The sequence below is a fragment of the Embleya sp. NPDC055664 genome, from assembly GCF_053618075.1.
The window spans coordinates 38650-61829 of sequence record NZ_JBSHGZ010000033.1; the positions used below are offsets into that span (position 1 = coordinate 38650).

The following is a 23180-nucleotide window of genomic DNA, read 5'->3' on the forward strand; positions in this document are numbered from 1 at the left end:
CGATGACCTGGTCCGAGATGCGGCCACTGCTGGAGACGGCCACCCAGGAGACGTTGTACATGGTCGGCGTCGCGACGCTGATCACCGTACTGATCGGCCTGCCGATCGGGCTCCTGCTCGTGCTCACCGACCGCGGCGGGCCGTTGTCCTTCGCGCCGGCGAACAAGCTGCTCGGCCTGGTGGTCAACGTGGGGCGGTCGATCCCGTTCCTGATCCTGCTCGTCGCGCTGATCCCGTTCACCCGCTGGGTGACCGGGACCACCATCGGCACCGACGCCGCGATCGTGCCGCTGACCGTGGGCGCCATCCCGTTCTTCGCGCGCCTGGTGGAGACCGCGGTGCGTGAGGTGGATCGGGGCCTGATCGAGGCCGCCCAGTCGATGGGCGCGGGCACGTTCACCGTCGTGCGCAAGGTGCTCGTGCGCGAGGCGGTGCCGTCGATCATCTCCGCGATCACCGTGACCGTCGTCGCGATCGTCGGCTACTCCGCGATGGCGGGTGTGGTCGGCGGCGGCGGGCTCGGCGACCTCGCCATCCGCTACGGCTACCAACGCTTCGAGACGAACCTGATGCTCGTCACCATCGCGGTGCTCGTCGTCCTGGTTCAACTCGTGCAATTCCTCGGCGACCTGCTCTCCCGCAGGCTCGCCCACCGCTAGACACGCGGCACTTCGCCCGCGCCACCGTACGACGCGAGGCATTCCGCCCGCGTACACCGCACCACCAGGAAAGGCACTCTTCGTGCGTATCGACAAGTTTGTCGCCATCTCCGCCGTCGCCGCCCTCGGACTCGGTCTCGCCGCCTGCGGCAGCGACGACAAGAAGGGCTCGTCCGCCTCCGACCCGCTCAAGGTCGCCGCCTCCGCCGTCCCGCACGCGCAGATCCTGAAGTACATCAAGGACAACCTCGCCGCGAAGGAGGGCCTGAAGCTGGAGATCAAGGAGTTCTCGGACTACACCCAGCAGAATCCGGCCCTGGACGAGGGCGCGGTCGACGCCAACTTCTTCCAGCACAAGCCGTATCTGGCGGAGTACAACAAGGAGAAGGGCAAGAGCCTGACCCCGGTGGTGCCGGTGCACCTGGAGCCGCTCGCGCTCTACTCCAAGAACGTCAAGTCGCTCGCCGAGCTGAAGGAGGGCGCGACGATCGCGTTCCCGAACGACGCCACCAACGGCGGTCGTGCGCTCAAGTTGCTCGCCGACAACGGTGTGATCAAGCTCAAGGACGGCGCGACCACCACGGCGACCGAGAAGGACATCGCCGACAACCCGAAGAAGCTGAAGTTCAAGGCGATCGAGGCGGCGCAGCTGCCCCGCGCGCTGGACGACGTGGACGGCGCGGTGATCAACGGCAACTACGCGCTGGACGCGGGGCTGACCCCGGGCAAGAACGGCATCGCGGTGGAGAAGGCCGACAACAACCCCTACGCGAACGTCCTGGTGGTCAAGAAGGGCAAGGACACCGACCCGCGCGTGCAGAAGCTGGCGAAGCTGCTGAACTCGCCCGAGGTGAAGAAGTACATCGCCGACGAGTACAAGGGCAACGTGCTCGCCGCGTTCTGATTCCCGCGGCGTGACCCCGCCGCCCGCGCCGCGGCGCACACCCACCACGGCCCCCGCCCGATTCATCCGGCGGGGGCCGTGGCGTGTTTCGGGGCATGTGAGAGGGTGTGGCCGACAGCAGGGAAGGAATCCGGCGGATCGCGCGGAGCACCTTCGGGCCCGGTGTCGAGGTGTGTTCGCGGCCGTACCGGACGCGGACCACACCTCGATGCCGGTACATCCGGAGGCGACGGCGCGATGCGGCAACCCGGAGCGGTCCCGCCACTGTGAACGCACGCCCTCGGGCGGGCGTGAGCCAGAGACTTGCCGCTGTCCGGGACCCCGAACGCGGGTCCCGCCACCGACCAGGGCGTGGACACCCGAGGGAGGCCGACGGCGCATGCCTGCGTGCTTGATACCGATGTTCCCGGCGATCGTCGTACCGATGGGTACGGTACGGACATCCGACGGCGGATCGACGATGCCGGGCCGGCGCCGATGAGCGCCGCCTATCCGTTCTCCGCCATCGTCGGACTGGCCGACCTGCGCCTGGCCCTGGTGTTGAACGCGGTCTCGCCCGCGGTCGGCGGGGTGCTGGTGCGGGGCGAGAAGGGCACCGCCAAGTCGACCATGGTGCGCGCGCTGGCGAGCCAGCTGCCCGAGGTCGCGGTGGTGCCGGGTTGCCGCTTCTCCTGCGAACCGGTTCGGCCGGACGAGCACTGCCCCGACGGGCCGCACGATCCGGCGGTCGGCGGCGCCTCGCGCGCCGCGCGTCTGGTGGAACTGCCGGTCGGCGCCAGCGAGGACCGGCTGGCCGGCTCGCTGGACATCGAACGTGCGCTCACCGAGGGCGTCAAGGCGTACGAACCCGGGCTGCTGGCCGCCGCGCACCGGGGCGTGTTGTACGTCGACGAGGTCAACCTGCTGCACGATCACCTCGTCGACCTGCTCCTGGACGCGGCGGCGATGGGTACCTCGCACGTGGAGCGCGAGGGGGTGTCCGTGCGGCACGCCGCGCGGTTCCTGCTCGTGGGCACGATGAACCCGGAAGAGGGCGAGCTGCGGCCGCAGTTGCTGGACCGGTTCGGGCTGACCGTGGAAGTGGCGGCGAGCCGGGAGCCGCGCGAGCGGGCCGAGGTGGTGCGCCGCCGGTTGGCCTACGAGGCCGATCCGGACGGGTTCGCGGCGCGGTGGGCGGACGAGGACGCGGCGTTGGCCGGGCGGATCCTGGCGGCCCGGAAGGTGCTGGCCGATGTGCGGTTGCCGGACGCCGAGCTGGAGCGGATCGCCCGGGTGTGCGCGTCGTTCGAGGTGGACGGGATGCGGGCGGACCTGGTCACGGCGCGTACCTCGATCGCGCTGGCCGCCTGGCACGGGCGGACCGAGGTCACGGCGGAGGACGTGCGGCAGGCCGCGCTGTTGGCGCTGCCGCACCGGCGGCGACGCAATCCGTTCGATGCGCCCGGGTTGGACGAGGCGCTGCTCGATGAGGCGTTGCGGGATCCGGAGGAGCCGGAGCCCGAGCCGGACCCGGAGCCTGAAGGGGATGGGCCGGACGGGGGCGGGGAGCCGCCGGCGGGGGCGGACGGGTCGGAGCGGACGGACGGTGCGGACCGGTCGGATGCCTCGGATGGGGCGGACGGCTCGGATCGGGCGGACGGGTCGGCGGGCGACGGGTCGAAGCCGACCGAGGCGGCGCCGAGTTCGGCGCCCGGTACCGAGGATGCTCCGGTGGCGGGGACGCCGGCCGGTTCGGACGGTGGGCGGGAGCAGGCCGCGGTGGCGGCGGCCGAGCCGTATCGCACCCGGTTGTTCGCGGTGCCCGGGGTCGGGCAGGGCGCGGCCGGGCGCCGTTCCCGCGCGCGGACCGCGAGCGGGCGTACCACCGGCGCGCAGGTCGCCGCGGGCCGGGTGACCCGGCTGCATGTCGCCGCCACGGTGCGGGCGGCGGCGCTGCACCAGAAGGCGCGCGGACGTACCGGCGCGGGGCTGCTGCTGCGGCGCACCGATCTGCGCGAGGCGGTCCGCGAGGGGCGCGAGGGCAACCTGGTGCTGTTCGTGGTGGACGCGTCCGGGTCGATGGCGGCGCGCAAGCGCATGCAGGCGGTCAAGGGCGCGGTGTTGTCCCTGTTGCTGGACGCCTATCAGCGGCGGGACAAGGTCGGGCTGGTCACCTTCCGGGGCGCGGGTGCGTCGTTGGCGTTGCCGCCGACGTCGTCGGTGGAGATCGGCGCGGCGCGGCTGGCGGCGTTGCCGACCGGGGGGCGGACGCCCGTGGGGGCCGGGTTGTTGCGTGCGCACGAGACGTTGCGGGTGGAGCGGCTGCGTGATCCGCTGCGTCGGCCGCTGCTCGTGGTGGTCACCGACGGGCGGGCCACGGGTGGGCGGGACGCGCTGGGGGAGAGCCGGCGGGCGGCTCGACTGTTGGCGGCCGGGGGTGTTGCGACGTTGGTGGTGGACTGCGAGAGCGGTCCGGTGCGGTTGGGCCTGGCGGCCCGGCTTGCCGGGGATCTGGGTGGGCCGGTGGTGACGTTGGACGAACTCGCGGCGGAGGGGCTGGCGGGGCTGGTGCGGGATGTGCGCTCGGTGGCGTGACGTGGTTGGTCCTCACACGCCGGACGGGCTGGAATCGGTCGGTCCTGGGCGGTGGGTCGGCCGGGGTGTGGTTGGCCGGCCGGCGGCCCGCCGGTCCTCAAGCGCCGGACGGGCTGGGATTGGTGCGTTGGGCGGTTGGGTTGCGGTTGTCGGGTGCCTGCGGCGAGCGTCCTCAAGCGCCGGACGGGCTGGGGTTCGGCCTGGGTCGGGCTTCGGGAGCCGGGCTGCGCTCCGCTTTGTCCTCATGCGCCGGACGGGCTGGGATTGGTGCTTTGGGCGGTCGGGTTGCGGTTGTCGGGTGCCTCCGGTGGGTGTCCTCAAGCGCCGGACGGGCTGGGGTTGAGACTGGGTCGGGCTTCGGGAGCCGGGCTGCGCTCCGCTTTGTCCTCATGCGCCGGACGGGCTGGGATTGGTGCTTTGGGCGGTCGGGTTGCGGTTTTCGGGCGCCTGCGGCGAGCGTCCTCAAGCGCCGGACGGGCTGAATTTGGTTGCGTCGGGCGGGTTGGGGTGGGGTTTTCGGGTGCTTGCGGCGAGCGTCCTCGAACGCCGGACGGGCTGAAGTTGGTTGGCTTGGGTGGGGTGGGTTGAGGCTTTGGGTGTTTGCTGCGGGTGTTTTTTAGTGCCGGCTGGGTTGGATTGGTTGGCCTGGGGCTTTGCCCTGGGTCTTTGGGTTGAGGGAGGTTGTTGTGCCGCAGGGTGTTCCCGTGCATGTGCCTGCTGATGGGCTGACTACGCGTCAGCGGCGGAATCGGGCGTTGGTTGTCGTGCATACCGGGGCCGGCAAGGGGAAGTCGACCGCCGCCTTCGGGCTCGCCCTGCGGGGGTGGAATCAGGGGTGGGCGGTCGGGGTGTTCCAGTTTGTGAAGTCGGCCAAGTGGAAGGTCGGCGAGGAGAGTGTGTTGCGCACCCTCGGGCGCCTGCACGACGAGACGGGGGAGGGTGGGCCGGTCACCTGGCACAAGATGGGTGAGGGCTGGTCCTGGATCCAGCGCGAGGGTACGCAGGAGGACCACGCGGAGGCGGCTCGGCAGGGCTGGGAGCAGATCAAGCGGGACCTGGCCGCGGAGACGTATCGGGTGTACGTGCTCGACGAGTTCACCTATCCGATGAAGTGGGGCTGGGTGGACGTGGACGAGGTGGTCGCGGTGTTGCGGGATCGGCCGGGCAGCCAGCACGTGGTGATCACCGGTCGCGACGCCGATCCGCGCCTGATCGAGGCCGCCGACCTGGTCACCGAGATGACCAAGATCAAGCACCCGATGGACGCCGGGCAAAAGGGCCAGCGGGGTATCGAGTGGTGAGTGCTCCGCCGCGGGTGGTGATCGCCGCGCCCGCCTCGGGGCATGGGAAGACCACCGTCGCCACCGGGCTGATCGCCGCGTTCACCCGGCGCGGGGATGTCGTGTCGCCGCACAAGGTGGGGCCGGATTACATCGATCCCGGGTATCACGCGTTGGCGGCCGGCCGGGTCGGGCGCAATCTCGATCCGTTCCTGGTCGGGGAGGACCGGATCGGGTCGCTGTTCGCGCATGGCGCGCGCGGGGCCGATCTGGCCGTGATCGAGGGTGTGATGGGGCTGTTCGACGGCGCGGCCGGGCGTGGTGGATACGCCTCCACCGCGCACGTCGCGCGGTTGCTCGGGGCGCCGGTGGTGCTGGTCGTGGACGCGCGGGCGCAGAGCCGTTCGGTGGCCGCGCTCGTGCGCGGGTTCGACACTTTCGAGCCGGCCGTGGGCGTGGCCGGGGTGATCCTGAACCGGGTCGGCTCGGACCGGCACGAGAGCATGCTGCGCGAGGCGCTGGACGAGATCGGCATGCCCGTCCTGGGCGTGCTGCGCCGGCACGACACGATCGCCAAACCCGCCCGGCACCTGGGCTTGGTCCCGGTCGCCGAGCGGCATGCGGACGCGGTGCGCACGGTGGAGGCGCTCGGCGAACTGATCGCGCGCAGTGTGGACTTGGCCGCCGTACGACGGATCGCGGCGGGTGCGGGGGCGCTGCCGGACGCGCCGTGGGACGCGGCCCGGGAGGTCGGCGGCCCGGTTGCCGGCCGGCCGAGAATCGCCCTCGCGGGCGGCTCGGCGTTCACCTTCGCCTACGCCGAGACCGCCGAACTGCTGAGCGCGGCCGGGGCCGAGGTGGTCACCGTCGATCCGCTGCGCGACGAGCGCTTGCCCGAGCGGACCGCGGGCCTGGTGGTGGGCGGCGGGTTTCCCGAGGTGTACGCGGCCGAGTTGGCGGCGAACGCGACGCTGCGCGCGGACGTGGTGGCGCTGGCCGGGCGCGGCGGGCCGATCGCGGCGGAGTGCGCGGGGCTGCTGTACCTGGCCAGGAGCCTGGACGGGGTGCCGATGTGCGGGGTGTTGCCCGCCGAGGCGCGGATGACCGAGCGGCTGACCCTGGGCTATCGCGAGGCGACGGCGGCGCACGACTCGGTGCTCGCGGCGACCGGACGGGTGGTGCGCGGACACGAGTTCCATCGCACCACGCTCACCCCGAGGGCGGGCGGCCGGCCCGCGTGGAGCCTGGGGGAGACGGGCTTCGAGGGGCATGTCGCGGGGTCGGTGCACGCGTCGTACCTGCATACCCATTGGGCGGGCGCGCCGGACCTGGCCCGGCGGTTCGTCGACGCGTGTGCGGGGACGGGTGTGACCTCGGGGACCGGGGAGGGAGTAACTCTCGGTGCGTGATCGGCGCAACCTCGGGTGGGGGAGCCGACGTCGTGTCGGGTACAGGTGCCCGGCCACGGGCGCCGTCGCGGATCCGCGCGGAACCTCCCCCGGGGTTCGGCGCGGTGAGGGGGGATGGCCATGGCTGATCGGGTGACCGTGATCGGGTACGACGGCGGGCCGCTGTCGGCGCCGGCCGTCCAGGCGCTGCGGGCGGCGACGTTGGTCGCCGGGCCGGAGCGGGTGTTGGCGGCCGTCGAGGTGCCCGACGGGGCCGAGCGGGTGGTGTTGGGCAACGTACACGTGGCCGCGCAGCGGATCGGCGCGCATCGCGGCATCGCGGTGGTGCTCGCGATCGGCGATCCCGGCTTCTTCGGGATCGTGCGGTTGTTGCGCCGGCCCGAGTACGGCCTGGAGTTGGAGATCGTGCCCGCCGTGTCCTCGGTCGCCCTGGCGTTCGCCCGGGCTTCGATGGCGTGGGACGACGCCCGCGTGGTCAGCGCGTTGGGCCGGGACGTGCGTCGGGCGGCGAACCTGTGCCGGGCGTTCGGCAAGGTCGCGGTGCTGACCGGTTCGGGTGCGGGGCCGGCCGAACTGGCCGCGCTGCTCACCGACGTGCCGCGCACGTTCGTGGTCTGCGAGCGGCTGGGCACCGAGGACGAGGAGATCTCGATGGTCTCCGCGGAGCATGCGATCGGGCACGAGTGGTCCGACGTGGACGTGGTGATCGTGATCGGTCCGGCGCCGCGCGCGGGCGCCGCGGCGGGCTGGCTGGCGGGCGAACGGCCGGGGTTTCCGGGGCCGGTACGCGGCTGGGCGCTGGCCGAGGAGTCGTACGCGCATCGTGCGGGCGCGATCACCCGCGCCGAGGTGCGTGCGCTCGCGGTGGCCCGAATCGGGCCGCGGCTCGGCGATCTGGTCTGGGACGTCGGCGCGGGCAGCGGTTCGGTCGGCGTGGAGTGCGCCCGGCACGGCGCAGCGGTGGTCGCGATCGAGCAGGACGCGTTCCGGTGCGACCTGATCGCGGAGAACGCCTCCCGGTTCGGTGTCGAGGTCCAGGTGGTGCACGGCAAGGCGCCCGAGGTGCTGGCCCGACTGCCGCTGCCCGACGTGGTGTTCGTCGGCGGGGGCGGGCCCTCGACGCTGGCGGCGTGCGCGGCGCGGCGTCCGGAGCGGATCGTCGCCGGGTTCTCCGAGGTGGACCGGGTGGCCGAGGCGCGTGCGGTGCTGGAGCGGGCGGGTTACACGGTGGACGGCTGTCTGTTGCAGGCCTCGCGGTTGTCGGCGCCGAGCGGTGGGGCGCTGGGGTTGGAGCCGGCGCACCCGGTGTTCGTGGTGTGGGGGGATCGTTCTTGACGGGTGAGCGGCGGGCGGATGATCCGCGGGCGAGTGACGCCCGCAAATCATCCGACTCCGGGGCGGACGCCCGGGTGTGGGTGGTCGGGATCGGGGCGGCGCGCGGGGTCGGCGCGGAGGAGGTGCGCGCGAGCGTGTGCGCCGCGTTGGCGCGGGCCGGTGCGGCGCGCTCGGCGGTGCGCGCGTTGGTGACCGTGGCGGCGCGGGCGGACGAGCCGGGCCTGGTGGCCGGCGCGGCGCTGCTCGGACTGCCGCTGTACGCGCGGCAGGCGGCGGAATTGGCCCAGGTGCCGGTTCCCCATCCGTCCGAGCGGGTGCGGGCGGCGGTCGGCACGTCGAGCGTCGCGGAGGCCGCGGCTCGGCTCGGGCCGGTACCGGGCGCGCCGCCGGGCGAGTTGGTGGTGGGGAAGACGCGCGGCGTGGGGGCGCGTCCGCGCTGTACGGTGGCGATTGCCCGTCACGTGGGGTCGACGGGTGGTGAAGTGGACCGACAAACGTCGTGATCGGTGCAGAATCGAGCCGACTCGGCGCCGTGGCGATCGAATTCGTATGGTGAATCGATCGGGAAGTGCTCGCTCGCGATCAACGCCGGGACCCCGGCCGTCGGAGCGGGCACCATCACCACCATCATGGACACGAACGACACGGGCGGGGCAGGGGCACCGGGCGATGACGCCGGGCAGGGGCACGGGAAGCCGGGAAAGCACGAGCATGGGCAATGACGCGATGACGGACCCGGACGGGCCCACTCCCGACGATCGGGACGGCACGTCGGGCGCGCGCGTGAGCCCGGACGTGGACCTGCGCCATCACGGCGACGCGGAGATCGGGCCCGGCCTGGTCGACCTCGCGGTCAACGTGCGGCTCGCGGAACCACCGTCGTGGCTGGTGCACCGACTCACCGCGAGCCTGCGCGACCTGGCCGCCTACCCCGACACCACCCGCGCCCGCGCCGCGATCGCCGCCCGACACCGGCGCCCGATCGCCGAGGTGTTGCCCACGGCGGGCGCCGCCGAGGCATTCGTCCTGCTCGCCCGCACCCTGACCCCCCGGCACGCGGTGGTCGTACACCCGCAGTTCACCGAGCCCGAGGCGGCACTGCGCGCCGCCGGGCACACCGTGGACCGGGTACTGCTCGACGAGCGCGACGGCTTCGCGCTCGACCCGGCGCGGATCCCCGCATCGGCCGACCTGGTCGTGCTCGGCAACCCCACCAACCCCACCTCGGTGCTGCACCCGGCGGCCACGATCGCCGCGCTCGCGCGCCCCGGCCGAATCCTCGTGGTCGACGAGGCGTTCGCCGACACCGTCCCCGGTGAACCCGAAAGCGTGGCCGATCGGCGCGACCTGCCCGGGCTCGTCGTTGTGCGAAGTCTCACGAAAACCTGGGCGTTGGCCGGACTTCGGATCGGTTACGTCCTGGCTTCCCCGGATCTGGTGCGCATCCTCACGGACGCTCAGCCGTTGTGGTCGGTGTCGACACCGGCGCTGATCGCCGCCGAGGCGTGCTGCACGCCGGAGGCGCTGGCGCAGGCGGAGGCGTTGGCCGTTACGCTCGCGGCTGACCGTTCGTACCTCGTGGAGAGATTGCGCACGGTTGCGGGGATGCGGCTACCGGTCGTTCCCCGATCCTCGTTCGTGCTCGCGCGGACCGAGGGGGGCCCAGAGATCCGCGAGCAGCTGAGGGAGCGAGGCTACGCGGTTCGGCGGGCCGACACCTTTCCGGGCCTGGGCCCGGATTGGCTTCGGATCGCGGTGCGGGATCGTGCCACGACGCTGGCCTTCGCGGCTGCCCTGGAAGGAGTAGTTCGATGAGCGAAGCCGACGAGCGCCGACCTGCCGGGGAGGGCGCGGGCCCTGCCCCCGCCGGGCACGCCGCCGGCACCGGTCCGGTCGGGGAACCGGCCGGTCCGTATCCGTACGACGATCTGGACGACGAGGACTCGCTGTTGATGCCCGGCCCGCAGGCCGGTTGGGCCGATCCGAACGTACCGACGGCCCCCGGGATGTCGCTGGCCGACCGCATGGTCGCCGCCGGTGAGGACGCCTCGGGACAGGCCCCGGTACCGCCGGTCGAGCAGGCGTACGACGCCGTGCCCGGCCCGCAGTCCGGCATGTTCGCCGCGATGATCATCGACGAGCCCGAACTGCCGGAGACCTACGTCGAGCCGGCCGCGCCCATGACGGCCGGTCAGATTCCGTATCCGCCCGGTCCCATGACGCCGCATCAGGAAGTTCCGCAGCCGGTGCAGGGGTTCGGCGCGGGTGCGTACGGGGTGGCGCCGGGCGTTGCCGAGCCTTATCCGGCGCCGGCGCAGGCTCCGGGTGGGGCGATGCCGGGCGCGGCCGAGGCGGCCGCGGGCGGGCCGGGCGCGGGTGTGCCGGTGCCGGTTCCGCCGCAGGCGGTGCCCGTGGTGCCGCCGCCGCTCGCACCGCAGTTCGTGCCGCCGGGTGCGGTCGTGGGCGAGTACGGTCCGGCCGACGGCGCGGTGCCGGTGGGCCGGGGTGTGGTCGGGCAGGCGCCCGAGCATGCGTCCGGGGGAGCCGAAGCGGCGCCCGCCGTCAATGGTGGTCGGTTGCGGCAGCGGGTGCGCGCGGCGCAGAGCGCGGAGCCGGTGCCGGGGCAGCCGGTGCAGCCGGAACCGGAGTCGGTACAGGTGCCTGCGGCGCCGGATCGGTCGCAGGCGCAACCGGTGGTTCAGGCCCAGGCGCCGGCGCCCGAGCAGCCCATGGGTGGGAATCCGGTCGACACACCGCCGTTCCCGGTGGCCGCCGCCGTGCCGCAGCGCACCACGCTGCCGCCGCGCCGGCAGCGCCGGGTGGGCCGTGGGCCGGTGCCGCAGCAGGCGGGGCCGCACAGCGGTGCGCATCCCGTGGGCGACGCGGTGAACACCGGCATCCCCGCCCAGGGTCCGGCGGCGCAGCCGCCGTCGGGGGTGCCGGTGGTGCCGCAGCAGGCCGCGCCGCAGCAGGCCGCGCCGCAGCAGGCCGCCGCGGCGGGGACGCCGCCGGTCGAGCAGGGTGCGCCGGTCGCAGCCGAGGGTGCCGCGGCGTCGAGTGCGCCCGTCGAGCAGGTCGAGCAGAGCGTGGTGGTCGAGCCCGCGGCGCCGGTCGCGCCGGCCGCTCCCGTGCAGGGGGTGACCGCGCCGGCCATACCGCAACCGTTGCCCGGCGTGCCGACGCAGGCGGTGCCGCCGAGGTTCGTACAGGCCGCGCCGGACACGGTCGCGAGCGTGCCGGCGGGGGTCGCTCCGGCGGTCGCCCCGACGGCGACGCCGACCGCCGAGCCGGTTCCGGTGCCCGCTGTCGCGCCGACGCCGGATGCCGGGGTCGCGGCGCCGGCGGCGGGTGTCGAATCGCCCGTGCCCGAGCAGGCCGCGGTCGCGCAGCCGGTGGCCCCCGTCGTGCCCGAGGGCACCGGTGGGCGTCGGCGGCGTCCGGAGCGGGCGGTGGAGGCCGAGCAGGGGGCGACTCCCGCTGCCGCCACGCCGATCGGGCCGGTGGCGCCGCCGGAGCCGGTGGCCGTGAACGAGGGCCCGGCGGAGGCGGCGGTCGCCGCTGCGCCGAGCCCGGACGAGGCCGCGGCCGTGGCCGCGCAGCCGGTTTCGGCTCCTGTCGGGCCGGTGGTGACGCCCGCGGAGGCGGCGCCGGCCGAGACCGTGGTTTTGCCCGCGGGTGGTGTGGCCGGTGGACAGCCGGCCGCGGTGGCGCAGGTGCCGGTACCGGTGCCGGCGCAGGAGTCGTCGCCCGCCGTGGTTTCGACGCCCGACGTGCCCGGGCCGGTGGAGCAGCCGGCCGAGTCGGCAACGGTGGTTGCGGAAGCGCCGGTTGTGGAGAACGTGCCGGCTTCGGAGGTGGCGCAGGCGGCACCCGCCGCGAGTGCGCCGGTCGAGCCCGCCGCACCGGCGGAGCCGGTCGCCGGGGCTGTGACGGACGCGCCGGATGCGCCGGTGGTGGCTGTCGCTGCGCCGGACGCGCAGGTTGTCGCGGCTGCGGCTGCGGATGTGCCCGCGACGGTGCCTGCCGGGTCGGATGCGCAGGCGGCACCGGCGGATGTCACGGCCGGGGCGGCCGAGGCGCAGGCGGTGCCCGATTCGGGTGCCGTCGCGACGGTGCCCGCCGGTCCCGACGCGCAGGCGGTGCCGGTTGCCGAGACGCCGGCGGATGTGCCGGTGTCGGCCCCCGTCGCGGAGGCGGAGGTCGTCGAGGCTTCGGCGAGTGTGTCCGCGGTGCCGCAGGCCGGGCCCGAGGGCGCCGAGGCAGCGGCCGGGCCGGCCGCGGGGAATGCGGCGGCCGATGCGGCCGCCGTGCCCGTGGTGCAGGCGTCGGTCGGTGCGGATGGGGCGGCTGCGCCGGTCGCGGCCGCCGGTTCCGAGGCGCAGGCGGTGGCGGCTGCGGTCGCCGAGGCGGCGCCTGTCGGGGCGGATGCGGCGCAGGCCGTGCCGGCTCCCGAGGTTCCGGCGAGTGCGCCCGTCGGGTCGGAGGTTTCGGCTCCGGCGGCGAATGTGCCGGACGCGCAGGCGGCTTCCGCCGTCGGGTCCGAGGCTTCCGGGGGTCCGGCGAGTGCGTCGGACGTACCCGGCGCAGATGGTGCGGCGTCCGTGGCCGCGAATGCGCCCGCCGAGACGGTCGGTGCCGACGTGCCCGCCGCTGCGGAGGTGCCGGTCGAGGTGCCGGCCGCCGCTCCGGTGCGTGCGGCCGGGCCGACCACGCGGGCCATCGCGGCGGAACTCCTCGCCGAGGAGGTACCCGTCGAACAGCCGCCCGCGCCGGCCCCCGAGCCCGTCGCGGGGCCGGCCGAGGCCGACTCCGGCGCCGGCGTCACGCCGGCGGTTCCCCGTACGTCCGACGAAGGCACCGCCATGCACGGCCCCCAGGTCACCCCCACCGCCGACGCCGAACAGCGGCCGCAGCCCGCGGCCGCCGCCGGGACCGGCGAGATCCCCAGGATTCCGCCGCCGCCGGCCGAGCCGGTCGGCGTGGTCGCCGACGGCGCGGTCGACGCCCCGGAGGCGACCCCGCAGCCGGACGCGGCCGTCGGGGCCGCAGGCGCGCCGGAGCCGGCGATCGCGGGCGCGCAGGCGTCGGCGACCGCCGAGACCGTGCTGCTGCCCACCACTCCCGCCGAGCCGGCGACCGCCGAGGCGGCGCAGCAGGCCGAGCCGGTGCAGGCGCAGGCCGCGGCGACCCCGGTGGCGGCCGAGGGCGCCCAGGGCACAGAGGGTGCCGAGGGCGCCCAGGGCACGGAGGGCGCGGAGGCGGAGGTCGTCGAGGAGGAGGCGCCCGAGGTCGATCGTGGCCCCGCCGCCCCCGGCTACGACGATGCGGCGCGCGAGGCGGTGCACCGCGTCATGCGCGAGCGGCGCGACGTGCGGGCCGGGTTCCGGCCCGACCCGGTGCCGGACGACGTACTGGTCCGGGTTCTCGAGGCGGCGCACGCGGCGCCCAGCGTGGGCTACTCGCAGCCGTGGGACTTCGTGGTGATCCGCTCCGAGGAGACCCGGGTCACCGTCCAGGAACTGGCCCAGCGCCAGCGGGAGGCGTACGCCACCTCGCTGCCCAAGGCCCGGGCCAAGCAGTTCCTGGAGATCAAGGTCGAGGCGATCCTGGAGACCCCGGTCAACATCGTGGTGACCGTGGACGCCACGCGTGGCGGTCGGCACACCCTCGGTCGGCACACCCAGCCGCAGATGGGCCCCTACTCCAGCGCGCTCGCGGTGGAGAACCTGTGGCTCGCCGCCCGGGCCGAGGGCCTGGGGGTCGGCTGGGTGAGCTTCTTCGACGAGCGCGAGCTGGCCACGGCGCTCGGGTTGCCGGAGCACATCGACGTGGTGGCGTACCTGTGCGTCGGCTACGTGGACGCGTTCCCCGACGAGCCCGAGCTGGCCACCTCGGGCTGGGCCAAGGCCCGCCCGCTGTCGTGGGTGGTGCACGAGGAGACCTACGGTCGGCGCGGCCTGCCCGGCGAGGACCCGGTCAGCCTGCTCGACGAGACGCTCCAGTCGGTGCGTCCGCTCGACGCCAAGGCGCTCGGCGCGGCCTGGGAGCACCAGCGGAACATGACCAAGCCGCCGGGCTCGCTGGGCATCCTGGAGACGATCGGCGCGCAGCTGTCCGGCCTGGCCCGGACGTTCCCGCCGCCGATCCCGGAGCCCGCGGCCGTCGCGGTATTCGCCGGCGACCACGGGGTGCACGCGCAGGGCGTGTCGCCGTGGCCGCAGGAGGTCACCGCCCAGATGGTGGGCAACTTCCTCGCGGGCGGCGCGGTGGTCAACGCGTTCGCCAAGCAGGTCGGCGTCGAGGTGTGCGTCGTCGACGTCGGCGTCGCCACCGAGCTGCCGGACGCCACCGGACTGCTCCCGCGCCGGATCCGGCCGGGCACCGCCGACATGACCCAGGGCCCCGCGATGACCCGCGAGGAGGCGATCGCCGCCATCGAGGTCGGCATCGAAACCGCGCGGGACCTGGTCACCGCGGGCAACCGGGGCCTGCTCACCGGCGACATGGGGATCGCGAACACGACCGCCTCCGCCGCGCTGATCTCGGTGTTCACCGGGGCCGACGTGGCCGAGGTGACGGGTCGCGGCACCGGGATCGACGACGCCACGCACCGGCGCAAGATCGAGGTGGTCAAGGCGGCGCTCGCGCGGCACGAACCGGACCCGGGTGACCCGATCGGCGTACTGGCCGCGATCGGCGGCCTGGAGCACGCGGCGATCGCCGGCTACATCATCGGCGCGGCGGCGCTGCGCGTCCCGGTCGTGCTCGACGGCGTGATCGCGGGCGCGGCGGCGCTGGTCGCGCAGGCGATCGCGCCGGAGGCGGTACAGGCGTGCGTCGCCGGGCACCGGTCGGCCGAGCCGGGGCATGCGGCGGCGTTGGCGAAGTTGTCGCTGCGTCCGCTGGTCGAGCTGGAGATGCGGCTCGGCGAGGGCACCGGCGCGGTGTTGGCCCTGCCCCTGGTGCAGAGCGCGGTGCGCGTGCTGCACGATGTGGCCACGTTCGACTCGGCGGGAGTCAGTGGCAAGACCGACTGATATCGACTGATACCGACTGGTTCGGCTATTTTTCGAGTCCCGCCCGCAGCAGCAGAAGGGCACCTCGGCCACGATGGAGTGGCCGAGGTGCCCTTTCCGCGCGGTGAAACGTGGTGACCCGGAGCGGGCCGGAACCAGCCGGCCGGCTCCCGGGACACCGCGGAGCACCACAGACCCACCGAGCACCGCGTACGCGGAGCGCCCCGCCCCACCCGGAAAAGTGAGAACGATGTCCCGACTTCCTGGTCCCCCCGCCTACCCCGCCGGCCTGCGCCTGGAGGGCCGGCGTGTCGTCGTGGTCGGCGCCGGTACGGTCGCCCAGCGTCGCCTGCCCGCGCTGCTCGACGCCGGCGCGGACGTGCTTGTGGTCGCCCCCGAGGCGACGCCCGCGGTCGAGGGCATGGCGAGCGGCGGCGAACTGCGCTGGGCGCGGCGGGCCTATGCGCCCGGCGACCTGGACGGGGCGTGGTACGCGCTGGCCGCGACCGATGTCGCCGAGGTCAACGAGGCGGTGGCGGCCGACGCCGAGGCGCGACGGGTGTTCTGCGTGCGTTGTGACGACGCCTCACACGCGAGCGCCTGGACGCCGGCCAGTGGGCGGCACGACGGGCTGACCGTGGCGGTGCTGGCGGGGGGCGATCCGCGGCGGGCGGCGGGAGTGCGGGATCGCATCGTCGAGGGTCTGCACGACGGGTCGCTGGCCGCGCGCAAGGAACGCCCGAGCGGGGTGCTGCCGGGGGTGGCGCTGGTCGGTGGCGGTCCGGGCGACCCGGACCTGATCACCGTGCGTGGGCGGCGGCTGCTGGCCGAGGCCGATGTGGTGATCGCGGACCGGCTCGGGCCGCGGGCGCTGCTCGGCGAGTTGCCGCCGCATGTCGAGGTGGTCGACGCGGCGAAGATCCCGTACGGGCGGGCGATGGCCCAGGAGGCGATCAACGACGCGATGATCACGCACGCGAAGGCGGGGCGCTTCGTGGTGCGGCTCAAGGGCGGCGACAACTATGTCTTCGGACGGGGCTTCGAGGAGGCGCTGGCCTGCGCGGAGGCGGGCGTGCCGTGTCAGGTGGTGCCGGGGATCACCAGTGCGATCTCGGTTCCGGCGATAGCCGGCATCCCGGTCACCCACCGGGGTGTGGCGCACGAGTTCGCGGTGGTCTCGGGGCATGTCGCGCCGGAGGACCCGCGGTCGCTGGTGGACTGGGCGGCGTTGGCGCGGCTGCGCGGGACGCTGGTGTTGCTGATGGCGGTGGAGCGGCTGGGGCCGATCACGGCGGCGCTGGTTGCGCATGGCCGTGCGGCCTCGACTCCCGTCGCGGTGATCCAGGAGGGCACGATGGCCACGCAGCGGGTCTTGCGCACGTCGCTGGGCGCGGCGGCGGGGGACGTGGCCGCGGCGGGGATTCGCCCACCGGCGATCGTGGTCATCGGCGAGGTGGCCGCGCTCTCGGGTTGACGGGCCGGCCCGGTCCTCAAACGCCGGACGGGCTGGGGGGGTTCGACCTGGGCCAGGATCGCCTGCCGGCGCGCCTGGCCTTGCGGCCGGCCGGTCCTCAAGCGCCGGACGGGCTGAGGGTTTGGCTTCGGTTCCCGGGTTGGCTTGGCGTTCCGGTTTGGTGGTGCCGGGTCTGTGGCCGGCTTGTCCTCAAGCGCCGGACGGGCTGAGGGGGTGGTCTTGGTTCCCGGGTTGGCTTGGCGTTCCGGTGTGGTGGCGCCGGGTCTGTGGCCGGCTGGTTCTCAAGGGCCGGGCGGGCTGCGGGGTTCGTTTTGTGTTGTGGGGTTGGGTGGCGGGCTGTTGGGGTGTGGGGGCTGGGAGACTGGGGGGATGTCCGTGATTTTGGTTGATGATCCTGGGGATCCGCGGCTTGTCGACTACACCGATTTGACCGATGTCGAGTTGCGTCGTCGTCGTGAACCGGCCGAGGGGCTGTTCATGGCGGAGGGGGAGAAGGTGATTCGGCGGGCGTTGGGGGCGGGGTATCCGATGCGGTCGATGTTGCTTTCGGAACGCTGGCTCGAGGTCATGGCGGAGGTGATCGAGCGGGCCGACGTGCCGGTGTACGTGGGCAGTCCCGAGGTCGTCGAGCGGGTGACGGGGTATCAGGTGCATCGGGGGGCGCTGGCCTCGATGGGGCGCAAGGTGTTGCCGGCGGCGGGTGAGCTGGTGGCCGGTGCGCGGCGGGTCGCGGTGCTGGAGGGGGTCAACGATCACACCAACGTCGGGGCGATCTTCCGTGGCGCGGCGGCGCTGGGCATGGATGCGGTGTTGTTGTCGCCGGACTGCGCGGATCCGCTGTACCGGCGGTCGGTGAAGGTTTCGATGGGCGCGGTGTTCTCGGTGCCGTATGCGCGCCTGGACCCGTGGCCCGGCGGCCTGGACGTGCTGCGTGGGGCGGGGTTGACGCTGCTGGCGCTGACTCCGGGCGAAGGGTCGGTGGCGTTGAACGAGTTGCCGACCGCGGACACCGATCGATGTGCGTTGATGCTGGGCGCGGAGGGGCCGGGGCTGACCGCGAAGGCGTTGGCCGCGGCGGATCGGCTGGTGCGGATCCCGATGTCGCATGGGGTGGACTCGCTGAATGTCGGTGCTGCCGCGGCCGTCGCCTTCTATGCGGTGGCGTTCGGCTGAGTGGGGGACGGCCGAACGGCGGAAACGTGCGCGATGGGCTCGGCGGGCTCAGGTGTTCGACGGGGCGTCGTAGTGGCGTTCGCCGGCGGTTTCGCCCGAGCGTTGGATGTCGTTGATCGAGCGGGTGTGGTACAGCTCGGGGCGGGCGTGGACGCGGCGCCCCCGCATCCGGGCCATCCGGATCTCGGTGCCCCGGTCCCAGATGTGCAGGTGGACCGCGTCGCTGTCGGCGTATCTCCAGGGGGCGAACCGGTCCGGCGGCGTGGGCAGTTCCTCGATCTCGCGGCGCGCGGTCCGGGCCGCGCTCACCCGGCGCCGGTAGTCGTGGAAGACCTGGAACCGGTAGCGGTACAGGTACTCGTAGGCCATCGGTGTGGTGGCGGACACCTCCATGCCCGCGATGCACACCGCTTCGCGGCGCAGCGCGTCGGCATCCGCGGGCAGTACGAACAGGCCGTCGCGCACCGTGTCTTCCAGCCTGCGCTTGCGCCAACGTTCGCGCTCCCAGTCCCACATGGGCTCCGGGTGCCGCCGCATCCAGGCGTCGCGGTCGGCGAGCGCGGCGTCCAGGCCGTGGGTGCGCCAGTACACGGTGCCGTCCGGTCGGCCGAGCGTGGGCAGCAGTCGGCGCAGGTCGCGGGCGGCCCGGCCGCCGAAGGGGGTGCGCTCGCCGGCGAACAGCACGATGGGCGGCGAGGGTTCGGCGTCGAACGGGTTCGGGTCGAGGTGACGGCGGTCGATCACCACGAGAGTGTTCGGGTATCGCTCGTGTGCCAGGCCCCACATCAGCCGGGCGAAGAGCATGGCGCCGGCCCGGTCGGTCACCACGTGCCACAAGTCGTGCCAGAGGTTGACGGCGAACCGGGTCGTGTTCGACGGGCGTGGGGTGATCAGCCGGTAGGGTCGTCCGTCCAGGTAGGCGGTGATCCGATGCATTTTGATCCGATCACCTGCGTCCCGATTGACGCCCGATTGCTTTCGTTTGTGTACTTGGTTGGTAGTGATCCGCTTCCCTCTTCCTTGCGTTCGATGAGATGTTTCTTCCGATCGCCCCGGAATTCGAGGCAACGGCCTTCCCTGATTTGTCTCATGACATGCCGATCGCGTCATGCCAATTTCGATCGAATGTGATCTTGGACTAGCGTGTGCGCGGAAGTGCAGTACGGTCGAGCGTCGCCCAAAATGGCGCAGTGGCCTGTTCGGGTCGCACGGGCGGCCGAAAAAGTGGATGTGCGGGGGAATGTCCCGTCACCCACACGCGGGATATTCGGTGGATTCGACCCGCACCAGGCGAAATTCCGCCAGTATGGGGCGCCGCGCAATCGGATCAGGAACGGGAAGCGAGGCAAAGCTCGTTGGAGATCATGGGTGTACCCCTGGCCTGGGCCCTCGTCGGCTTGGCGGAACTGGTCGCCCTTATGGCGCTTGTGGCGTATCTGGTCGTCCGACGCCGCAAGGCCGATGCGACGGATACCGGGGAAGGATCCGACAACTGGGAGCGTGAGCAGGATCGCCGACGGCGCAAGGAGCTGATGTACGGGGTCGCCTCGTACACCCTGCTGTTCGTCTGCGCCGGCGTCGCGGCCGCGCTGTCGTTCCACGGCCTGGTCGGCTTCGGCCGGGAGAACCTCGGGCTCGCCAACGGCTGGGAGTACCTGGTGCCGTTCGGGCTCGACGGGGCGGCGATGTTCTGCTCCGTGCTCGCGGTGCGCGAGGCCAGCCACGGTGACGCGGCGCTCGGCTCGCGGATACTGGTCTGGACGTTCGCGGGTGCCTCGGCCTGGTTCAACTGGGTGCACGCGCCGCGCGGCGACATGCACGCCGGTGCGCCGCAGTTCTTCGCCGGCATGTCGCTCTCCGCAGCCGTCCTGTTCGACCGCGCGCTGAAGCAGACCCGTCGGGCCGCGTTGCGCGAACAGGGCTTGGTGCCACGTCCGTTGCCGCAGATCCGGATCGTGCGGTGGCTGCGCGCCCCGCACGAGACGTTCAACGCCTGGTCGCTCATGCTGCTCGAAGGCGTGCGCACCCTCGACGAGGCGGTCGAGGAGGTCCGCGAGGACAAGCGGGCCAAGCAGGACGACCGCGAGCGTCGGCGGATCGACGGCAAGCGCGAGCGGGCGCAGCTCAAGGCGCTCAGCCGCGGCGAGGGCACCGGCCACTTCGGTCGGCGCGGCGCCGCACGTCAGGAAATGGCTGCTCTGCCGGGAGGTGGCGGCTCCGAAGCACTCTCGGAGCCTGCTATAGCCGGAAACGACGTTTCCGGCCACGGCGGCTCAGCCGATGCGAACGGCCCTTCCGGCCGTCCGGCTCTTGCATCCCCCACGCGAGCGAGCGAACTCCCGGCGGCGACGGGCACTTCCGCCGATGCCGAGCGGCGCGACGTCATCGACCTCACCGCCGAGGACGACACCATGACGCTGCCCCGGCTCGACTCGCTGGAGCGCAAACTGAAGGACCTGGAACGCCAGTTCGGCTGAGGCCGGACACCGCGTGATCCGACGCGGTGCGCGAGGCAGTGCGGTACACGAACGAGGGGCATCCGGCTCGGGCCGGGTGCCCCTCGTCGTAGTTGTGGTGGGTGGTGGGTACGCGGGCCGAGCGCTCGGTGGCGCATCGGGCGGAGGCGGGTCGGCCGGAGTCGGGGCGCGTGGAGCCGGGCCGGGTCGGCCGAGGGGCATGGCGCGGGTCGGTCCGAGTCGGGCCGGCACGAGGCGGCTCGCCCGGACGCGGCGCGGCACGATGCGCGAGGGCACGGGGCCGGGTGTCCGGTCGGCGCGGACGGTGGGCGGGCGGAGCACGCGGTCCGGTACGAGCCCGGGCGGGGCGACGCCGGGCGCCAAGGGTCGGCCCGGCACGAGGCGCGCCCCGACGGGGGCTGGCACGACACGGGGCGGCCCGATGCCGGTCGGCGGCGAACGCTCCGAGGCGTCACGCGGCTCGACCGCGGAACGCCTCGACCGGGCCGAGCGTGCGGAGTGGCCGAATCACTCGGATCGTTCGCATCACCCGGATCGCCCCGACGGGGATCGTGCTCGCGCGATGGAGGCCGTGTTCGGGCGGTGGGCGCCGTGTTCAGGCCGTGGGGACCAGGACGCCGGAGGGGCCGACCACGTAGCGGGTGGTCACGTCGGGGACGTCCAGGTAGGACTGGATGCGCGAGATGCCGCCCTCGACCACCGTCCAGCGGGTGGCGACGGCTTGCGGATCCGCGCCCGCGGCGAGCGCGGCCACCGTGGTCGGCGCGCCGTTGGCGAAGCGGAAGAGTTCCACCAGGTGCGTCGCCGGGCCGCCCGCGCCGGGGGTACGGGTGAGCACCACGACCACTGCCGGGGCGCCGTCCAGGCTCGCCGGGACCACGTCGCCGAGGGTGACCCGGTCGCTGCCGACCACGGCCGTGCCGTCGGTCAGGGTGACCGTGGCGCCGCTCACCGACGGGTCGGAGTAGGTGCGGTCCGACCAGTCCGCGATCGGGATCGAGCCGTGCGCCGGGCCGATCCGGAACGGCCCCGGGGCCTGCGGCGGGGCCGGGTCGGCGGCTGCGGGCACCTTCGGCCCGTCGTCGCCGCCGTCGCTCTGGAACGCGGCGATCGCGAACGCGGCGATCGCGGTGACGACCACGAAGACGATCAACTGCTGGATGAGCAACCGCCGTCGCTCCTCGGGCCGGCGGCGGCGCGGAGTGCCGGACGCGGTTCCCGTGCCGGAGCCGGTGCCGGACCCCGCGCGGGAGCGTGGGCCGTGGTCGAGCCGGCCGGGCCGCTTGCCGTCCGGGCGATCCGGGTGATGCGAACGATCCGAGTGGTTCGGCCGCTCCGTGCGCTCGGCCCGTTCCGCCCGGTCGGGGCGTTCCGCGGTCGAGCCGCGCGACGCCTCGGAGCGTTCGCCGCGGCCGGCGTCGGGCCGCCCCGTGTCGTGCCGGCCTCCGTCGGGGCGCGTGTCGTGCCGGGCCGACTCCTGCCGCGGCTCGTGCCGCCCGGCGTCGCCCCGGCCGGGCTCGTGCCGGACCGCGTGGTCCGCCCGCCCGCCGTCCGCGCCGCGCCGATCGGATCCCTGGCCCTCGGAACCGTGCGCCCGTGCGTCGTGCCGCGCCCCGTCCGGACGCGTCGCCTCGTACCGCGCCCCGTCCTGCCGACCCGACTCCGACCGACCCGCGCCGTGCCCCTCCGCCGACCCCCGACCGGGCTCCACGCGCCCCGACTCCGGCCGCCCCGTCTCCGCCCGCTGCGCCGCGGAGCGCTCGGCCCGTGTGTCCTCGTCCCGCCGTGCCCCCTCGCGCCGCGCCGCCTCGCGCCTGGCCCGTTCCCGCTCCCGCTCGCGGTCTCGCTCCCTCGGCCCCGCCGCGAGCGTCGCGCCGCCCTTCATCGCGGCAGGAGCCGCGGTCGACGGCGCCGCCGCCGTGCCGCGCGCCGGCGTACCCCGTTCGGCCTCGCGCCGCCGGGCGATCGCGGCCAGCCGCTCGCGGACCTGCTCGGCGGTCGGCCGCATCCGCGGATCCTTGGACAGGCACGCCGAGATCAACGGCACCACCTGCTCCGGCACACCCTCCAGGTCGGGTTCCTCGTGCACGACCCGATACAGCAGCGCGTCCACCGGCCCCGACCCGAACGGCGGTGCCCCGCGCCCCGCATAGGCCAGCGTGACGCCGAGCGCGAAGATGTCGGTGGCCGGCGTCACGGTCTGCCCGCGCACCTGCTCGGGGGCCAGAAATCCCGGTGAGCCGACGGCCGTTCCGGTGACGGTCAGGGTGCCGGCGCCGTCCGCGTAGGCGATGCCGAAGTCGATGATCTGCGGCCCGTCGGGGGACAGCAGGATGTTGGACGGTTTCACGTCGCGATGCACGACGCCGACCGCGTGTACGGACACCAGGCCGTCGGCCACCGCCGAGCCGATCCGGGCCAGGTCCAGACAACCCATCGGGCCGCGTTCGCCGACTCGGCGCTGGAGGGACGGGCCGGGCACGTACACGGTGGCCAACCAGGGCCGGTCGGCGCCCGCGTCGGCGTCCACGAGGGCGGCCGTACGGTTGCCGCGCACCATCGCCGCCGCGGCCACCTCGCGCGCGAAGCGGGAGCGGAACTCCGGGTTCCCGGCCAGCTCTTGGCGGATCAGCTTGAGCGCGACCCGGGTGCCGTGCCGGTCCACCCCGAGGTAGACCACGCCCATGCCGCCGGCCCCGAGACGACGCAGCAACCGATACGAACCGACGATGCGCGGATCCTGCCGTCGCAGCCGCACCATCGTCATGTGTGCCCGATCCCCTCGCGTGGTGCCGTCGTCCGGGTTTCGTCTGCCCGAATTCCCTGTGCGAGACACGTTAGAGGAACCCCGGCGCCCGGCGCGGTAAGGCGCCCCGGAG

14 protein-coding genes are annotated in these 23180 nt (G+C 73.9%); 12 read left to right on the forward strand and 2 right to left on the reverse strand.

Annotated elements, in window-relative coordinates:
- Positions 1–2: 2 nt before the first annotated feature.
- From ACWGR4_RS36830 to ACWGR4_RS36880, 11 genes are all read left to right on the forward strand, one after another.
- On the forward strand, positions 3–659 hold the full coding sequence (locus ACWGR4_RS36830) for a methionine ABC transporter permease (protein ID WP_078978636.1): 657 nt from the start codon (positions 3–5) through the stop codon (positions 657–659).
- Between the two features lie 82 nt (positions 660–741).
- A complete protein-coding gene (locus ACWGR4_RS36835; protein ID WP_452133082.1) occupies positions 742–1563 on the forward strand; it encodes a MetQ/NlpA family ABC transporter substrate-binding protein in 822 nt (273 codons plus the stop codon).
- 477 nt (positions 1564–2040) lie between these two features.
- A complete protein-coding gene (locus ACWGR4_RS36840) occupies positions 2041–4137 on the forward strand; it encodes a putative cobaltochelatase (RefSeq protein ID WP_452133083.1) in 2097 nt (698 codons plus the stop codon).
- 686 nt (positions 4138–4823) lie between these two features.
- A complete protein-coding gene (gene cobO / locus ACWGR4_RS36845) occupies positions 4824–5438 on the forward strand; it encodes a cob(I)yrinic acid a,c-diamide adenosyltransferase (RefSeq protein WP_395786771.1) in 615 nt (204 codons plus the stop codon).
- Entirely contained in the window at positions 5435–6826 is a 1392-nt protein-coding gene (locus ACWGR4_RS36850; protein ID WP_452133084.1) for a cobyrinate a,c-diamide synthase, read from the forward strand. The genes cobO and ACWGR4_RS36850 overlap by 4 nt, the downstream gene beginning before the upstream one ends.
- Before the next feature lie 120 nt (positions 6827–6946).
- Positions 6947–8161 (forward strand): precorrin-6y C5,15-methyltransferase (decarboxylating) subunit CbiE, encoded by a 1215-nt coding sequence (gene cbiE / locus ACWGR4_RS36855; RefSeq protein ID WP_380001005.1) that lies wholly within the window; start codon positions 6947–6949, stop codon positions 8159–8161.
- Positions 8158–8664: a cobalamin biosynthesis protein gene (locus tag ACWGR4_RS36860; RefSeq protein ID WP_452133085.1), complete on the forward strand. Its 507-nt coding sequence runs from the start codon at positions 8158–8160 to the stop codon at positions 8662–8664. The genes cbiE and ACWGR4_RS36860 overlap by 4 nt, the downstream gene beginning before the upstream one ends.
- 208 nt (positions 8665–8872) lie before the next feature.
- Positions 8873–9976: an Rv2231c family pyridoxal phosphate-dependent protein CobC gene (gene cobC / locus ACWGR4_RS36865; RefSeq protein ID WP_380001001.1), complete on the forward strand. Its 1104-nt coding sequence runs from the start codon at positions 8873–8875 to the stop codon at positions 9974–9976.
- Entirely contained in the window at positions 9973–15198 is a 5226-nt protein-coding gene (gene cobT, locus ACWGR4_RS36870; protein WP_452133086.1) for a nicotinate-nucleotide--dimethylbenzimidazole phosphoribosyltransferase, read from the forward strand. The genes cobC and cobT overlap by 4 nt, the downstream gene beginning before the upstream one ends.
- Before the next feature lie 229 nt (positions 15199–15427).
- On the forward strand, positions 15428–16651 hold the full coding sequence (gene cobA, locus ACWGR4_RS36875) for a uroporphyrinogen-III C-methyltransferase (protein WP_452134137.1): 1224 nt from the start codon (positions 15428–15430) through the stop codon (positions 16649–16651).
- A 369-nt stretch (positions 16652–17020) separates the two neighbouring features.
- On the forward strand, positions 17021–17824 hold the full coding sequence (locus tag ACWGR4_RS36880) for a TrmH family RNA methyltransferase (RefSeq protein WP_380000996.1): 804 nt from the start codon (positions 17021–17023) through the stop codon (positions 17822–17824).
- Positions 17825–17872: 48 nt separating this feature from the next.
- Here ACWGR4_RS36880 and ACWGR4_RS36885 read toward each other — a convergent pair whose 3' ends face one another.
- A complete protein-coding gene (locus ACWGR4_RS36885) occupies positions 17873–18760 on the reverse strand; it encodes a hypothetical protein (RefSeq protein WP_452129604.1) in 888 nt (295 codons plus the stop codon).
- A 419-nt stretch (positions 18761–19179) separates the two neighbouring features.
- On the opposite strand from ACWGR4_RS36885, the gene ACWGR4_RS36890 reads away from it, so the two are divergent.
- A complete protein-coding gene (locus ACWGR4_RS36890; protein WP_380000992.1) occupies positions 19180–20301 on the forward strand; it encodes a DUF2637 domain-containing protein in 1122 nt (373 codons plus the stop codon).
- A gap of 595 nt (positions 20302–20896) precedes the next feature.
- Here the strand turns inward: ACWGR4_RS36890 and ACWGR4_RS36895 are convergent.
- Positions 20897–23068, reverse strand: coding sequence for a protein kinase domain-containing protein (locus ACWGR4_RS36895; protein WP_452129605.1), 2172 nt, complete (start codon positions 23066–23068; stop codon positions 20897–20899).
- Positions 23069–23180 lie beyond the last annotated feature (112 nt).

Bases quoted from the DNA above. Each gene is read 5' to 3' on its own strand.
- ACWGR4_RS36830 (WP_078978636.1), top strand. From the start codon at position 3: ATGACCTGGTCCGAGATGCGGCCACTGCTGGAGACGGCCACCCAGGAG.
- ACWGR4_RS36840 (WP_452133083.1), top strand. From the start codon at position 2,041: ATGAGCGCCGCCTATCCGTTCTCCGCCATCGTCGGACTGGCCGACCTG.
- cbiE (WP_380001005.1), top strand. From the start codon at position 6,947: ATGGCTGATCGGGTGACCGTGATCGGGTACGACGGCGGGCCGCTGTCG.
- cobC (WP_380001001.1), top strand. From the start codon at position 8,873: ATGGGCAATGACGCGATGACGGACCCGGACGGGCCCACTCCCGACGAT.
- cobT (WP_452133086.1), top strand. From the start codon at position 9,973: ATGAGCGAAGCCGACGAGCGCCGACCTGCCGGGGAGGGCGCGGGCCCT.
- cobA (WP_452134137.1), top strand. From the start codon at position 15,428: ATGTCCCGACTTCCTGGTCCCCCCGCCTACCCCGCCGGCCTGCGCCTG.
- ACWGR4_RS36880 (WP_380000996.1), top strand. From the start codon at position 17,021: ATGTCCGTGATTTTGGTTGATGATCCTGGGGATCCGCGGCTTGTCGAC.
- ACWGR4_RS36885 (WP_452129604.1), bottom strand. From the start codon at position 18,760: ATGCATCGGATCACCGCCTACCTGGACGGACGACCCTACCGGCTGATC.
- ACWGR4_RS36895 (WP_452129605.1), bottom strand. From the start codon at position 23,068: ATGACGATGGTGCGGCTGCGACGGCAGGATCCGCGCATCGTCGGTTCG.